Origin of the sequence: Cetobacterium sp. (assembly GCF_051653945.1) — a bacterium.
In the GTDB taxonomy this organism is placed as follows: domain Bacteria; phylum Fusobacteriota; class Fusobacteriia; order Fusobacteriales; family Fusobacteriaceae; genus Cetobacterium_A.
The window spans coordinates 24,323-40,569 of record NZ_JBOFXD010000054.1 but is presented as its reverse complement, the minus strand read 5'-3'; the positions used below and the strand labels follow the sequence as shown (position 1 = coordinate 40,569).

The following is a 16,247-nucleotide window of genomic DNA, read 5'->3' as shown; positions in this document are numbered from 1 at the left end:
ATAAGTTCAGTAAAAGTAGGTATGTTATCTAGTAGTAAAATTATAAAAGTTGTTTATGAAACTTTAAAAAATACAAATGTAAAAAATATAGTTATAGATCCAGTTATGGTTTCTAAAAGTGGCTACTATCTTTTAAAAGAGGAAGCAATAGAAGCATTGAAAGAGTTTTTAAAAATTGGAACTCTTGTAACACCAAACATTCCAGAAGCTGAAATTTTAGCGGAGATGAAAATAGAATCTGAAGAGGACATGATTTTGGCAGCTAAAAAAATTAAAAAGTTAGGAGCTAAAAATGTTTTGTTAAAAGGTGGACATAGAGAGGATAACTGTACAGACATACTTTTGACAGAGAAAGATGAAGTTATTAGATTTTCAGGAGAGAGATTTGAAACAAAAAATACTCATGGAACAGGATGTACATTATCTTCAACTATAGCTTCTTATATAGGAAAAGGTTATTCTATAGAGGAGTCAGTAAAGATAGGAAAAAGATATATAACAGATGCAATAAAAAACTCTTTTTCTATAGGAGCGGGTGTAGGACCAGTAGGTCACTTTGTAGATATTTATAGAAAGGCAGGTGTTGATTTTGAATAAGGATATTACAAAAGAAGAGTTAGTTGACGAGGTTGTATTAGCTTTAAAAAATATTAAGGAGAAAACACCATTAGTTTATCATTTAACGAATACAGTAACTATAAATGATTGTGCAAATATAACATTAGCTATTGGGGGTTCACCGTTAATGTCATTTTGTCTAGAAGAGATTGAAGAAATAATTGGATTTTCATCAAGTGTAGTTTTAAATATAGGAACTATGGATAAAAGTATGAAAGAGATGGCTATAGAAGTTGGAAAGATTGCGAATAGATTAAAAAAGCCAATTATTTTAGACCCTGTTGGTGTGGGGGCTACAAAAGTTAGAAAAGACCTTGTAGATTCATTACTAAAAGAGGTAAGGTTTTCGGTAATAAAGGGAAATACAGCTGAAATAAAAGCACTTTTAAATATAAACTCTTTAAGTAGAGGAGTAGATTCTTTAGAAAAAAATGATAGCGGGGAAGAGTTGGTAAAACTTGCAGCTAAAAGATTTAATTCAGTTATAGCTATAACAGGGGAAGTTGATTATATTGGAAATCAGGATACAGTTTTTAAAGTGATAAATGGTCATAAAATAATGGGCTTGGTAACAGGAACAGGATGCATGATCTCTTCTCTAATAGGAACGTTTTTAGGAGGAGAGAATAACTCTTTAATAAGTGCATTAAGTGGAGTTCTATCAATGGGAATAGCTGGAGAATTAGCAGCTAAAAAATTTATAGGAACAGGAAGTTTAAAAGTTAATATAATAGATAACATATCCAATTTAACTGAAGAGATAATAAGAAAAAATGAAAAAATATCCTCTGCTATTTAGCAGAGGATTTATATTTTTAAAACTTTAAAGCTAGGTTTAGTCCAATGTAAAGATTGAGTATTTATTAAAAAAATATAGTGAACAAAAATAAAGTAAGATAAAAGATGATAAAAACCTACATATAAAAAGAGCTATCATTATAGCAATTTGATATTTTATAGCAACAATAGGAATAGAACCTCCTAAGATTTGACCAGTCATCATACCAGGAAGAGAAACTAATCCAACATTTGCCATAGTAGCAACAGAAGGTTTAAAAGCTAAAGTCACAGCATTTGCTATAAATGGCTTTAATGCTTCATATTTAGTAGCTCCAAATGATAAAGATAATAGATAGCTTTCTTCATTGAGTTTTAAATTATTTAAAAAATCATTTATAGTTACAATCATTCCATTTAATGTATTTCCTAAAACCATACCTGAGATAGGGATTAAGTATAGTGCATCAAGAGGATTTTTTAGATGTAGTAGAAGTTCCGAAAATATGAATATATTAAGAACTAAAGGTATTATGGTAGCTATGGCGACAATTATAAAAAATTTTCCATCTTTTATTTTAACATCTCTTACGATTGTAAAAGTGCATGCAAAGGTCATAAGAGCTAAATATGCTAAATTAATCCATGGATTATTAAGTGTTAGAATATAATGTAGATAAACACCAACTAGCATAAGTTGTATGAACATTCTAAGAATAGATTTTATAACATTAAAAATCATATGTATCTCAAGATAGTTCATAATATAAAATATAGGGATTAAAAGAATAGCAAAATAAAGAAGATTAGGTAAAAAAATATCTTGTGCCATTAAAGAATCACCGTCCTGAAGTTATCTAAAGCGTCTATTTTATCGTGAGAAACTAAAATAACGGTTTTATTAGTGTTTAAGATGTAGTTAATAACTTTTTCTTTCATATCTTGATCTAAAGAGGAGGTTATTTCATCTAAAACCCAGATTTTTCGATCTAATAAAATTATTATAACAAAAGCAAATCTTTGTTTTTCACCACCTGAAAGTTGATTTATATTTTTAGATAAGATACTAGCATCTAAATTAAATTCTTTTAAAGTTTTTATAAGAACATCCATATCTAATTTAGTTTTTAAGTTTTCTTTGTAATTGAAAATAGTATGTATCAATTTTTCAATTTTTACATTCAAAAAAGGGGTCGATTGAGGCATATAGCCAATTTTATTTCGAATAATGTTGATATTTTGTTCATTTAACTTTAAATTATCCACAAGGATATCTCCAGAATTAGGAATGCTAAAACCAAGTAAAAGTTTAAGTAATGTAGTTTTTCCTTTTCCAGAAACTCCAGAAATTAGTACTTTTTCACCCTCATTGATAATTAAATTAAAATCATTTAAAACAATTTTATTATTAAATTTAATATTTATATTTTTAAAGTCAATCATATTTCCCTCCATAAAACTTTATAGGGATTTTAACATATAAAGCAAGGAAAAACCATAAGAAATTTGTATATAAAACTAGGGAGAGTTTAAAAATAAGGAGGTTGTTTATATGACGGGACGAGTATTAAATTAGAAGAAGTTAATAACTTTGAAAAAAAATTACTAAAACATGGAAAAATTTTAACATTAAAGTCCAAAGAGGATAGTATAAATAGTTTTTTTTTAGAAAGAGGCCACAATGTTGAACACTTAAAATTAGAATCTCAAAGTGATAATGAAATCTATGAAGCTATAGGAAAAGAAAGTATTATTAAAACTATGAGAGGATTAAAAGATAGAGAACGATTTATAGGTATTTGGGCTTTAGATACTCTTTTATATTTGGATCGATTAGACTTATATTATGTTTTAAATAAATTTTATCAGGTTTTAGTTGAAAAAGGATTACTTTATCTTTCTTTTAGATTTGGGGAAGAAGATTATTTTAAAGAGGGAAGATGGAATACTTGTTTTACAGAAAAAGAGTTAATAGATTTAGTTGGATTTACAGATTTTGATATTTTAGAAATGAGTAATAAAGATGATTATATTAATGTGATATTAAAAAAGTGAGATTAAAAACCTCACTTTTTTTATCGATTATATTTTTCAGTTAAAATAGATATTTTTTTAGAGAGATTATTATCTAAAGAGGAACGGTCAACTCTCCAAACCCAATTATTTCCTAGAGTAGAAGGTGTATTCATTCTACTAGAGTCATCTAAACCTAAAAAATCTTGTATAGGAGCTATAACAAGTTGTGAATTAGAACTCCAAAGAGCCTCGATAAACTTCCAATTAATAGAACTATCCTGAATATTTCTGTCTTTTAAAAAGTTATCCAAATAATTATCACAAAACTCTTTATCTTTTTTATTTACGGTTTCATGCCATCCAACAACAGTTTGGTTGTCATGGGTACCAGTATAAGCTATACTTTTTTTAGGATATTTATGTGGCAGATAATCACTTTCCTCTCTTGAATCAAAAGCAAACTCCAATATCTTCATGCCAGGAAAACCAGAATCTTTTAGAAGTTTATGAACTTTAGGAGTTAAAAAGCCTAAATCTTCCGCTATAATATCTAAATTACCTAAAGAATTTTTAATAGCATTAAATAATTTCATTCCAGGACCTTTTTCCCATCTTCCAAACCTAGCAGTTTTTGCTTTAGCAGGAATTGACCAAAAAGATTCAAAGCCTCGGAAGTGGTCTATTCTAACTATATCATAAAGTTTAAAGCAACTTTTGATTCTTTTAATCCACCATTTAAAATTATTTTCTTCAATATATTTCCAATTATATAATACATTTCCCCAAAATTGACCATCAGTACTAAAAGCATCAGGAGGACATCCAGCAACTTTTGTAGGCTGTAACTTTTTATCAAAACAAAACATTTTAGGATTTTCCCAAGTGTCAGCACTATCGGTAGCTATAAAAATAGGAATATCTCCAATAATTTTTACTCCCTTGTTATTAGCATATAATTTTAATTCACCCCATTGCTTATCAAAGAGATATTGTAAAAAAATATGGAAGTTGATTTGATCTTCAAGCTCAAGTTTAGCTTTTTTTAAAGTTTTTTTATCTCTAAATTTATAATCTCTAGGCCATTCTAGCCAAGATTTACCGTTGAATTTATTTTTAATAGCCATATAAAGGGTATAATTCTCAAGCCACCAAATATTTTTATTTTTAAAGTTATTTAAAGTATATAATAAATTTTTATTTTTAAAATTTAAGAAGGCTTTTTTTAAAACTTTATATCGATCTATATATAACCTATCATACTGTATATTTGATATAGTATTTAATTCAGATAAGGATTTAAGATCATATTTAGTTAAAATATCTAACTCGATTAAAGAGTTTAAATCTATAAAATATGGATTACCTGCAAAAGCAGAGAAAGATTGATAAGGAGAATCACCGTAGCCAGTTATTCCCATTGGAAGAATTTGCCAATATTTTTGATGACTTTTTTCTAGAAAATCAACAAACTCATAGGCACATTTTCCAAAATCACCAATTCCGTAGTCGCCAGGTAGTGATGTTATATGCAAAAGAATACCACTTGATCTATCTTTCATAAAAATACCTCACTTTTAATTTATTGTAAATGAGGCACCAACGGGAGGAGGGTGCCTCAAAAGGGAACTGTTATATAAAATATATTATATTAGAACCAAACTTCTGCTTGAACTCCAACATTTACTCCATTTTTTCCACTGTAAGAGTTTAAATCAGATTGGAAAGCTTTTTGGTAGTCGTTATCCCATCCAGCCCAAGTAACAAATGTTCTAATTTCAGGTCTAGCCCAGAAGTCATTTGAATTTAATTTAAATGTTGGTGCAAATGTAAGTTTATATAGATTTCCATCTACATCTTTACCGTTATCCTTTTCCTCTGTCACATAGTAGTAACCAGCTTCAAATTGAAGTTCAAAGTTTTCATTGATTTTATAAACTGGTCTAGCAACAACACTAACCCAAGTTGATTTAAGACCATCAACATCAACCGAATAAGAGTCTCCTTGAGGATCTAAAAGAGTTGCATTGTAATTAAATTTACTATTTTTATTGTGTTGAGCAACAACTGTTGTAAATAAATCCCACTTTTCATTGATAGGTAAAACTCCAAAAGTACCAAGTCTAGCAGATAGAGCATCATCTAAATTTTTCTCTGCCCCTCTACCAGCTGTTCCTAAACCATCTCCTGCATTAAGTCCATAACCAACTTGTGCAAAAATTTTCGAGAAACCTTTACCACTCCAGTAATATCCAGGTGTATTATAGAATACTCCAAGTTGTAAACCATAATCAGCAGCTCCATAAGTATCATATCCTACAACAGAATTTATATCACCCATTGGAGTAGATTCAGTTAATTTACCATAAGTAGTAGTTCTATTTTTATTATCACTAGAGAATGCGGCACCTAAATCAAACTCCCAAGAACCAATGTCATATCTAGCAAGTAAATTTACAACATTTAATCCATTTTCTTCATCAGGAGATGTGAAGGCATAAGGTTTATAAGAAACTAATCCACTTTCAGTATAATCATCATAATCTCTAGCGATAACTCCTAAATCTAACATTCCCTCCCCAATTTTTATATTGTCTATTCCAGCTCCAGTTCCTGAATAATCAGTAAAATAGAAGTCTGTTATATGAATATCTCTTCTATTATAGAATCTTTTACCAGCCCAGATTACAGATTCCTTGAAAGCTCCTGAAAATACTGGAAGATTTCCCATTTCAGCATAAGCTTGTCTTAAAGCAACTCCATCATTCCAATCGTTATAATCATCAGTTCCTTTAGCAAACATGATATGCCATTTAGACCAAGAACCATTGTCCAGATAAAAGTTTTTAACTAATTCAGCTTCGATATAAGTGTCGCTTTCATTTCCAAGTCTTCCAACTCCATTTTTATTAAATACTTTTCCTTTTTTTAAATCATTATTTGCATTTAAAAGAAGTCCAGATCTACCATATCCATGAAATTCAAAACTCGGATGCTCTTGATTGTACTCTAATTTAGCGATTCTATCCTCTAAAGCTGATACATCATAAGAGTTTGTAACAACTTCAGGAGTTTGAACTACCTCTTTGGCAAAAGTTTTTTCTCCAACTGTTCCAGCAAGGATGATACAAGATAAAAGTGTAAGAACTTTGTTAATTTTCATAAATTTGACTCCCCCTGTATTTTATTTTTATTTGTTGTAAAAGTGATACAACATTCACACCAATATATTTATAACATTTTTTTAAATTTGTTCAATAATAAAACTAAAAATTCTTAAAAAAAACATAAAAATATAAAAAAGTACATATTTTTTTAAAAAACTATTGACTAATTCAAAAAAATGAGGTAATAATATTGTTGTATTTAAAGTACAACAAAAATTAAGGAGGGGTAAAATGAGAAACATTTTAAAAAAACCGCTATTAGTATTGGTAGCAGGAACATTATTTTCAACAATTGCTTTAGGAAAAGCCACTGAAATAACTTTATGGGAACAAATGGAGCCAGCAGTAAGACCTACTTATATAAAAATAGTTGATGAATTTATGAAGAAGAATCCAGATGTTAAGGTAAATGTAGTTCATTATTCCAATGAAGATTTAAGAACTCAGTTTCAAAATGCATCTTTAGCAGGTCAAGGTCCAGATATAGTTTATGGTCCAAATGATAATATAGGAATTTTTATGGTTTCAGATTTAATTAAGCCAATTGATAAAGTTGTACCTAAGGATTTGGTTCAAAAATTTAATGAAGGAGCTTTAAAAAGTGGTATGTATGATAATCAATTATATCTATTACCAGAGTTTTTAGGAAATCAAATAGCTCTTTTATATAACAAAGATATGGTAGCTAATGCACCAAAAAATTGGGAAGAGTTTTTAAAAATAGCAAAATCAAATAGGGCTGTAGATGCAAAAGATAAAGCTAATTCTAAATATGGATTCCTATATAATGAAAAAGAACCATTTTGGTTTGTAGGATTCTATAACGGGTTTGGAGGAGAAATTTTTGATAATAAAAATAATCCTGCTTTAGATAATCAAGCTATGGTGGATGCTTTAACTTTTGTAAGAGATATTAGAGTGAAGTATGACTTAGGAGAAGCAGGAATGGATTATGATATTGCCTCTCAACTGTTTAAACAAAAGAAAGCTGCTATGATATTAAATGGAGCATGGTCTTGGAAAGAATATGAGGATGCTGGAATAAACTTAGGAGTAGCTCCTATGCCAATTCCTTCAAAAAATGGTTATGCATTATTTACAAACGCATCTAAAGGGTATTCTTTATCAGAAAATACATCAGATAAGAAAACAGAAGCTTTAAATAAGTTCTTCGATTACATTTTTTCTCCAGAGATAAATGCAGAAATCTCTTTAAATCAATCGCAAGCTCCAGGAATAGAGGCAGCTAGAGAACTATCACAAGTTAAAAATGATAAATTAATGCAAGATTCAATTGAAACAATTAAATATACGGTTCCTATGCCAGTTGTACCTGAAATGAGAGCAATATGGGATGCTATGAGACCAAATTTAGAAGCTGTTTTAAATGGAAAAATGACTCCAGAGCATGCAGCTAAAAAGATGCAAAAAGATGCAGTAGATGGAATTAAAATTATTAAAGGTGAGTAATTAAACTGAGAGGTTGGATAAAATCCAACCTCTAAAATTAAAAGGAGACGATTATGAGTGGAAAAGGCAGACTAGTAGGTAAAAATACACCATATTTATTTATAGCACCAGCTTTTATAGTGATGGCAATAATGGTATTTTATCCTTTAGGTTATGGATTTTGGTTATCTTTAACAAATATGAGTTTAAGAACATTTAAAAATCCTGGTTTTGTAGGATTACAAAATTATATTAGAGTATTTCAAGATCCAGAAGTATTAGCAACTTTTATGAGAACTATAATTTGGACTTTTGTAAACGTATTTTTTCATGTAACTATTGGATTATTTTTAGCAATATTACTGAATAGAAAACTACCAGGAAAATCTATTTTGAGAGTTTTTCTTATAATCCCTTGGGCAATGCCTCAATATATAGCAGCTCTTACTTGGAAAGGTATGTTTAATCAAAATTTTGGAGCTATAAATTTAATGTTAGGTTGGTTCGGAATACAAAATCTACCTTGGTTAAGTGATCCAAAGCTAACTTTTTATGCAGCAATAATAACGAATATTTGGTTAGGATTCCCATTTATGATGATGATAACACTGGGAGGATTACAATCAATTCCAGCGGAATTGTATGAAGCAGCCGATATAGATGGTGCTAGTCCTTGGAGTAAATTTAAAGATATAACATTACCTCTATTAAAGCCAACTTTGACACCTGCAATTATATTAGGAACAATTTGGACGTTTAACATGTTAAATATCATAATCATTTTAGCTGGTGGATATGGAAACAAAGAAACACAGATATTAGTAACAGATGTTTATAGATTGGCATTTAATTTCTATAGATATGGATTTGCAGCAGCGTATTCAGTATTAATATTCCTATTTTTACTTGTGTTCTCTGTGATATACGTGAGAAAGAGCAATATTTTTAAGGAGGAGTCAAGATGATTGAAAAGAACATTCATTTTGAGAAAAATGATAGTTGGAAAAAAATAATTGGAATTTATATTATATTAATAATCTTTTGTTTGATAACTTTGTATCCATTATTAAATGTTTTATCTGTGGCTTTAAGACCAGGAGATCAATTATTTTCAACAAGTTTAAGAATAATACCTGAGGATGCTACCTTAGATAACTTCAGAAAAGCCATATTTGAAACGGATCTTTTAATTTGGTTAAAAAACTCTCTTATTATATCAACATTGACAGCCATAATAGGAGTGTTTATATCAATAACAGCAGGATATGCCTTTTCAAGATTTTCTTTTTGGGGAAGAAAAGTTGGTATGATGACATTTCTAGTAACACAGATGTTTCCAGCACCAATGTTATTGCTACCAATGTTTATAATATTAGTAAAATTAAAATTAATGAATAGTTTTTTAGGATTATTAATACCTTATGTGGCTGTATCAGTTCCTTTCTCAGTCTGGATGTTGAAAGGTTATTTTGATACAATTCCAAAATCATTAGAAGAAAGTGCATATATTGATGGTTGCAAAGTTTGGCAAGTTATGTATAAAATAGTGTTACCAGTTACAACTCCAGCTCTTGCAATAACAGCATTATTTTCATTTATGACAGCTTGGTCTGAGTTTGTAATAGCAAGAATAATTTTAACATCAGCAGAAAAATTAACTTTACCAGTGGGATTAGTTAATCTTCAAGGTTCTTTTAGTGCAGAATGGGGTACGTATTCAGCTGCAGCACTAATAACAAGTGTACCAGTTGTTATACTATTTATTAGTCTATCAAGATATCTTGTAGGAGGATTAACTGTTGGAGGGGTTAAAGAATAGGAGGATATTTTGATAGAAAATGAAAAAATTTTAGAAAATTTAGAGAAAATTGGTTTTGGAAGAAAAGAGGCGGAGGTTTTTTTAGAGTTAGTTAAAAATCCAGGAGCCAATGGCTCTCAAATTGCAAAAGCTCTTGGATATCCAAGAACAACAGTTTACCAAAACTTAGATATTTTACAAAAAAAAGGATATATTAATTCATATTTAGATAAAGAAATAACTTTGTATGAAGCGATTGATTTAAATGAACTTTTTGAAAATTATAAAAAGGAAGTAAATAGTGCAACAAAGTTTTTAAAGGATGAGTTGAATAAAGTAGAAGTAAATGGAAAACAAAAACAATTTTATAATTTGAATTCTTTTGAGGATGTGAAAGATAGATTTAGAAACATATTAAAAAGAGCGGAAAAAATTGTATATATAAATACTAATTTAGATTTATTTGAATTTGAAAAAGATTTTAAAAGGTTAAAAGAAAAAGGGGTTAGGGTTATACTATTTAGTTTTAATAAAATAGATTATATGAGTCTTGGTGTTGAAACATATATAAGAGATAGTTTTAACTTTAATGTAACTGATTCAGAAAAAAGAATAATGGTAGCAGTTGATCTATTTGCAGCAATAATAGCAAGTAACTATGAAGGTGAGTTTTGTGGAACATATTCAGAAAATAAGCTTTTAGTTAATATTGTAACAGAACATATAAAAAATGATATCCATTTAATGAAATTAGAAAATAGATTTGGGAAGGATGTCAATAAAATAATAACATTAGATTTTTAAAAAAGAGAGGGGAGTTAGATGAAAAATCTATTTTTTTTAGGAGCTTTATTATCAACAATTGCAATTACAGGTTGTACATCAACAACACCAACAAAAGAGAGTAACTCTATAGTAAAAGAACAAGGTGTAAAAATATATGGTGTAAAAGACACAACTTCAAGGGATTATCCACTAATTTTAAAAAATAACGAAATATCCACAGATAAGTTTATTATGAATATTGTATTTAATAAAGACAGTATAGATATTTCAATAAAAAATATATCTAAAGATGTTGTTTTCATAAATTGGTCAGGTGCAAAATATATTGGATTTAATGGAAAAGAGCAAAGATTTTTTGATATGAATGAAAAATCTAAAGGATTTTATACAAAAGCTTTAGATTTTGGATTAAGACCAGGAGAATCTACCTCAGCAAAATTAGTTCCTGTTGATAATTTGAAAGTTCTATTTGGAAGTTCAGCAAATTCTCAAGATATTTTTATAAATAAATCTTTATTTGAAGGAGAGAATTTGACGAAAGATTATGCACAAATGATTATACCTATAAACCTTGATTCTAAAAAAGGACCAATAATAACACCAAATATTTATTTTGGAAATGGAAATAGCTCTAAGGAAGTATATCAATTGTTGCAAACTAAAGTGAATAAAAAAATAGTAAAATCTAATACTCAAGAAACATCAGAGTTAAAAAATATAAAAGCTGAAAATAATAAATTAACTGATGAAATAAGTAATAAAGATGAAATAATTAAACAATTAAAAGAAAAGGCTCGGTTGAAAGCTGAATTGGAAAAAAAAGAGTTAGAGATTCAAGAACTTATGAAAAAATTAAACGAAAATTAATAAGTGAGGAGAATAGAATATGCTAATTGAAAAAAATCTTTTAAAAGGTAGAATAGAAAAACAGGTAGAAATTTTATTTAATAAAAGTGTAGACGAAGCAAACTCTTTTGAAATTTACCAAGGATTAAGTAAAGCTTTAATTGAAAGTATTTCTAAAAATTGGTTGGAAACTAGAAAAAAATATGAAGGTGGAAAACAAGCATTTTACTTTTCAGCAGAGTTTTTAATGGGAAGAGCTCTAGGAAATAATTTGATAAATTTAGGTGTTGAAGGAGAAGTAAAAGATATATTACAGGAGATAGGATTTGACTTAAATGCTGTTGAGGATGCAGAAGAGGACGCTGGTCTTGGAAATGGTGGTCTTGGAAGATTAGCTGCATGTTTTATGGATTCTTTAGTAACTTTAGATTTACCAGGACAAGGTTATGGAATCAAATATAAAAATGGAATTTTTAAACAAAGAATAGTTGATGGATTTCAAGTTGAAACACCTGAAACATGGCTGAGATATGGAGATGTTTGGACAATATGTAGACCCTTTGATGAGGTCATAGTAGAGTTTGGAGATAGCAAAGTTAGAGCTGTTCCTTATGATATGCCGATAATAGGGTATGGAACTGAGAATGTAAATACTCTCAGACTTTGGGAAGCTAAGTCTATAAATGAACTAAATTTAAAAGCTTTTAATGATCAAGATTATGATAAAGCTTTAAAAGAAGTTAATGAGGCAGAAGATATATCAAGAATATTATATCCTAATGATTCAACAAATGAAGGAAAAAAACTTAGATTAAAACAACAATATTTCTTTACATCTGCTTCTTTGCAAGATATAGTAAGAAAATTTAAAAAATTACATGGAAAGAACTTTGAAAAGTTGCCAGAATTTGTAACTATTCAATTAAATGATACACATCCAGTAATTGCTATACCAGAACTTATGAGAATTCTATGTGATGTAGAGGGATTATTATGGAAGGATGCTTGGAAAATTGTAGAAAAAACATTTGCATACACTAATCATACAATATTATCAGAGGCATTAGAAAAATGGTGGATTGGACTTTATGAAGAGGTAGTTCCAAGAATATTTCAGATAACAGAAAGAATACACTTTCAATTTTTAAATTTTTTAGAAGAAAAATATCCCAATGACAAAGCGAGAAGAGAAAGAATGTCAATTATTCAAGGGGATCTAATACATATGGCGTGGCTTGCTATATATGGATCATTTGCAACTAATGGAGTCGCAGCACTGCATACAGATATTTTAAAACATATAGAGTTAAAAGAATGGTATGAGCTATTTCCAGAAAGATTTTTAAATAAGACAAATGGAATAACTCAGAGAAGATGGTTGCTTCAATGCAATCCAGAACTGTCTAACTTAATAACTGAATTAATTGGAGATAGATGGATTACAGATTTTTCTCAAATGAAAAATTTAGAAAAGTATTCAGCAGATAAATCTATCATTGAAAGTTTTTTAAATATTAAATCAGAGAAGAAAAAACAATTAGCAAAATATATAGAAAAGACTCAAGGTATAAAAATTAATCCTAATTCAATTTTTGATATTCAAATAAAAAGATTACATGAATATAAAAGACAACTTTTAAATATATTTCATATTTTAGATTTATATTATAGATTAAAAGAAAATCCAAGTATGGAAATTTATCCAGTAACATATATATTTGGAGCAAAATCTGCACCAGGATATATGAGAGCTAAAGGAACAATAAGGTTAATTAATGAAGTAGCAAATCTTATAAATAATGATAAAGAGATTAAAGACATGATAAAAGTTGTATTTATAGAAAATTATAATGTTTCCGTTGCACAACTTTTATTCCCAGCGGCAGATATATCAGAGCAAATATCAACAGCTGGAAAGGAAGCCTCAGGAACTGGAAATATGAAGTTTATGATAAATGGAGCCTTAACTTTTGGAACTTTAGATGGTGCTAATGTAGAGATTGTAGAAGAGGCTGGACAAGAAAATAGCTATATTTTCGGATTGAAAGTTGAAGATATAGAAAGAATGAAAAAGGAAGGGTATGACCCATATATTCCTTATGAAAATATTGAAGGATTAAAAAAAGTTGTCGATGCTTTAATTGATGGAACTTTAAATGATGAAGGAACAGGACTTTATAAGGAGTTATATGATTCGTTGTTAAAAGGAGCTTCATGGCATAAAGCAGATCAATATTTTGTATTACAAGATTTTGAAGAATTTAGAAAAACGCAAGAAAAAATAAATAGAGAGTTTTCTGATAGAGAAAAATGGGGAAAGAAAGCTTGGATAAATATTTCAAATGGTGGTAAGTTTTCATCAGATAGAACAATAGATGAATATGCAAAAGAAATTTGGAAAATAGCCCCTCAAAAAATTTAATATAAATAAGAACTACCATATGTTTATGGTAGTTTTTGTCTATTAAAAATTAGGAGTTGAAAAATGAAGATACTTGCAGTTAGTGATGAAGCAACATTGGAGAGATATTCTCCTGAAACTTTAAAAGAGATGTTCAAAGATGTAGAATTGATAATATCTTGTGGAGATGTAAGTAATAAATATTTAGATTACCTTTTTACTGTTTTAAATAAAGAGCTGGTTTATGTCAATGGAAATCATATATATGCAGGTGATCATAATATAAGTTTTTGTAAAAATATAGATGGTGGGGAAAATTGTACTGTAAAAGGAATAAAAATTGTTGGATTTGATGGAAGTCAAAGGTATTCAATGGGAGCACACCAATATAGTGAAAAAGATGTTTTTTTTATGGTTATGAAAAGTTATGTTAAGACAATGTTTAAAACAGTTGATTTAGTTATTAGTCACTCACCTATTGGGGGAATAAATGAAGGTGATGATCCAATACATAAAGGTTTTAATAGTTATAGAAAAGCAATTGATCTTTTAAAACCAAAATATTGGTTACATGGACATATTCATTTAAAAAATCATCATGAGATTCAAGAGGGCCAGTTTGAAAATACGAAAATAATAAATGTATTTGGATATAAGGTCTTAGATTTGGATTTCTCTTAGGAGGAAAAATGAAATTTGATATAGATAAAGAAGAAGCTGAAACAGCCTTTAAAAAGGCTTTGAGAAAAACTAGATTTAATTTTTTTGATAGAGAAAATAGAAAAATAAAGGAGTTTAGTATAGCAGAAAAAGAGAATCAACTTTCTAATAGAATTTATTTAGGTGTAAAAGAAGTTCCTATTGGAAAAATTGTTGGAACTGTTGAAAAAGCTCAGGATTTTGATAAAGATTTTAATCCGTTAAGAGAAGAGTCTAAAGGAAGATGGAGCTCAGTTTATATAAAATACTTAGAAAGTGGAAGTTTACCCCCAGTTATTTTATATAAAGTAAGAGAGGAATATTATGTATATGATGGAAATCATAGAGTTTCTGTAGCTAAAAATTTAAATTTTCATTCAATAGAAGCAGAGGTCTATGAATTTTTTTCTCAAAATAATGAAGAGATTGATAAACTTTCAAGAGAAAGGTTTAGTTTTGAAAAAGAAAGTGGCTTAAGCAATATAGAGTGTTCAAAAGTAGAGAGTTATAAAGAACTGAGAGAGGAAGTTAGGAAATTTTTAAATCTTTATTTTTTAGGGGAGGAAAATTTTGAAAAAGCGATTGTGTGGAATCAAAGAGTTTTTACTCCAATTGTAAATATATTAACTTCTAATTTTAAAAACTTAGAAAATGAAAATAATGGAGATATTTTTGTAGAATATTTAAAATATAAAAATACTTATAAATTAGGAAATAAATATCAAAGAGGTTATACAAACACGTTAATTGATTATTTAAACAGAAATAAAATATTATTATTAAAAGATTTAAAAACAGATATTAATTTAGATAGTTTTTTAATAGATGATTTTAGAAAACTTTATTATATTGACACAATTATATTTTATACTGATGATACAAAAGGAAAAATAAAAGCTATTAGAGAGTATTCTAAAAAACAGTTTAGAAGAGAAACCTTAATAATAGGAGAAATTGCTCTATTTAATCTAATTAATGATATTCCAGGGTTTATTATTGGGATGCAAAGATGGTTTGAACAAGTATATAATTTTTATAAGCAAGAGATTATACTAAAGTCTAAACAACTAAATTTAAATTTAGATGGATTGAATTTAGAAGAGATAGTTGAAGATTGTATAAGATATTCTAGATATTATAGAAAAAAAGAGGATAAATTATTAACAAAAAAAGAGCTTATTTATAGTTATATTTTAGATATATATCTTCCTATTTTTATTATGTTTCAAGAGAATGAAGTTGAAAAAAATAGAGATAAGCAATATTTAAAAATAAGTCAGAGTTATCTTTATTATACGAGGTATGGAGGGTTAGATAATTTAAGAGAGTTTATAGAAAAAAATATAGTGAATAAAGAGGAATATAAAATTGGAGATTTTACTTTAAGTAAAAATATAAAACTAGATTATAATTTAGATAAAGAGTTAGAAAGTTATTGGGTTTTAAAAGATTATGGAGGAACACAAAATTATGAAACTATCTATCGACTTAAAGAATATATAAAATTTTTAAATATAAAAACTTTAGAAGAAGTAAATAAAAAATTTAAAGAGGATATAGAGAAATTAATAAAAAATAGAGAGATTTTAATTCAGTATAACAACAGTAGAGTTTTAAATGTTGTAAAAGGAAAGTGGGAACAATATACGTTTATAGATTATTATGGAACGTTAGTATAAAAAGGGAACTTTTT

General features: G+C 28.1%; 15 protein-coding genes. 11 read left to right on the top strand and 4 right to left on the bottom strand.

Annotated features, from left to right (window positions below; translation table 11 throughout):
* On the top strand, positions 1-597 hold a 597-nt coding region (gene thiD / locus ACRC8M_RS05770), incomplete at its 5' end, for a bifunctional hydroxymethylpyrimidine kinase/phosphomethylpyrimidine kinase (RefSeq protein ID WP_438528288.1).
* Positions 590-1,417, top strand: coding sequence for a hydroxyethylthiazole kinase (gene thiM, locus ACRC8M_RS05765; protein ID WP_438528287.1), 828 nt, complete (start codon positions 590-592; stop codon positions 1,415-1,417). The genes thiD and thiM, both read left to right, overlap by 8 nt.
* 36 nt (positions 1,418-1,453) lie before the next feature.
* Here thiM and ACRC8M_RS05760 read toward each other — a convergent pair whose 3' ends face one another.
* Both ACRC8M_RS05760 and ACRC8M_RS05755 read right to left on the bottom strand, forming a co-directional pair.
* The gene (locus ACRC8M_RS05760) at positions 1,454-2,227 is read right to left on the bottom strand and encodes an ABC transporter permease (RefSeq protein WP_438528286.1); all 774 of its coding nucleotides are present in this window, start codon (positions 2,225-2,227) and stop codon (positions 1,454-1,456) included.
* Complete coding sequence (locus tag ACRC8M_RS05755) at positions 2,227-2,838, bottom strand: ATP-binding cassette domain-containing protein (RefSeq protein WP_438528285.1); 612 nt, start codon at positions 2,836-2,838, stop codon at positions 2,227-2,229. The genes ACRC8M_RS05760 and ACRC8M_RS05755 overlap by 1 nt, the downstream gene beginning before the upstream one ends.
* A 318-nt stretch (positions 2,839-3,156) precedes the next feature.
* Between ACRC8M_RS05755 and ACRC8M_RS05750 the strand changes: the two genes are divergently transcribed.
* Positions 3,157-3,450: a hypothetical protein gene (locus ACRC8M_RS05750; RefSeq protein WP_438528284.1), complete on the top strand. Its 294-nt coding sequence runs from the start codon at positions 3,157-3,159 to the stop codon at positions 3,448-3,450.
* A 20-nt stretch (positions 3,451-3,470) separates the two neighbouring features.
* Here the strand turns inward: ACRC8M_RS05750 and malQ are convergent, their stop codons facing one another.
* Positions 3,471-4,970 (bottom strand): 4-alpha-glucanotransferase, encoded by a 1,500-nt coding sequence (malQ, locus tag ACRC8M_RS05745; protein ID WP_438528283.1) that lies wholly within the window; start codon positions 4,968-4,970, stop codon positions 3,471-3,473.
* Between the two features lie 89 nt (positions 4,971-5,059).
* A complete protein-coding gene (locus ACRC8M_RS05740; RefSeq protein ID WP_438528282.1) occupies positions 5,060-6,571 on the bottom strand; it encodes a carbohydrate porin in 1,512 nt (503 codons plus the stop codon).
* A 235-nt stretch (positions 6,572-6,806) separates the two neighbouring features.
* Between ACRC8M_RS05740 and ACRC8M_RS05735 the strand changes: the two genes are divergently transcribed.
* The 8 genes from ACRC8M_RS05735 to ACRC8M_RS05700 all read left to right on the top strand — a co-directional run bounded on the left by ACRC8M_RS05735 (position 6,807) and on the right by ACRC8M_RS05700 (position 16,233).
* Positions 6,807-8,045 carry a sugar ABC transporter substrate-binding protein gene (locus ACRC8M_RS05735; RefSeq protein ID WP_438528281.1) on the top strand — a complete coding sequence of 413 codons (1,239 nt, stop codon included), beginning with the start codon at positions 6,807-6,809 and terminating at the stop codon, positions 8,043-8,045.
* Positions 8,046-8,098: 53 nt separating this feature from the next.
* On the top strand, positions 8,099-8,989 hold the full coding sequence (locus ACRC8M_RS05730) for a carbohydrate ABC transporter permease (RefSeq protein ID WP_438528280.1): 891 nt from the start codon (positions 8,099-8,101) through the stop codon (positions 8,987-8,989).
* Complete coding sequence (locus ACRC8M_RS05725; protein WP_438528279.1) at positions 8,986-9,843, top strand: sugar ABC transporter permease; 858 nt, start codon at positions 8,986-8,988, stop codon at positions 9,841-9,843. The genes ACRC8M_RS05730 and ACRC8M_RS05725 overlap by 4 nt, the downstream gene beginning before the upstream one ends.
* Positions 9,844-9,852: 9 nt before the next feature.
* Complete coding sequence (locus tag ACRC8M_RS05720) at positions 9,853-10,626, top strand: TrmB family transcriptional regulator (RefSeq protein WP_438528278.1); 774 nt, start codon at positions 9,853-9,855, stop codon at positions 10,624-10,626.
* Positions 10,627-10,644: 18 nt separating this feature from the next.
* Positions 10,645-11,475: a hypothetical protein gene (locus ACRC8M_RS05715; RefSeq protein ID WP_438528277.1), complete on the top strand. Its 831-nt coding sequence runs from the start codon at positions 10,645-10,647 to the stop codon at positions 11,473-11,475.
* 19 nt (positions 11,476-11,494) lie between these two features.
* Complete coding sequence (locus ACRC8M_RS05710; RefSeq protein WP_438528276.1) at positions 11,495-13,876, top strand: glycogen/starch/alpha-glucan phosphorylase; 2,382 nt, start codon at positions 11,495-11,497, stop codon at positions 13,874-13,876.
* 63 nt (positions 13,877-13,939) lie between these two features.
* A complete protein-coding gene (locus ACRC8M_RS05705; RefSeq protein WP_438528275.1) occupies positions 13,940-14,536 on the top strand; it encodes a metallophosphoesterase family protein in 597 nt (198 codons plus the stop codon).
* An 8-nt stretch (positions 14,537-14,544) separates the two neighbouring features.
* Entirely contained in the window at positions 14,545-16,233 is a 1,689-nt protein-coding gene (locus tag ACRC8M_RS05700) for a hypothetical protein (protein WP_438528274.1), read from the top strand.
* Positions 16,234-16,247 lie beyond the last annotated feature (14 nt).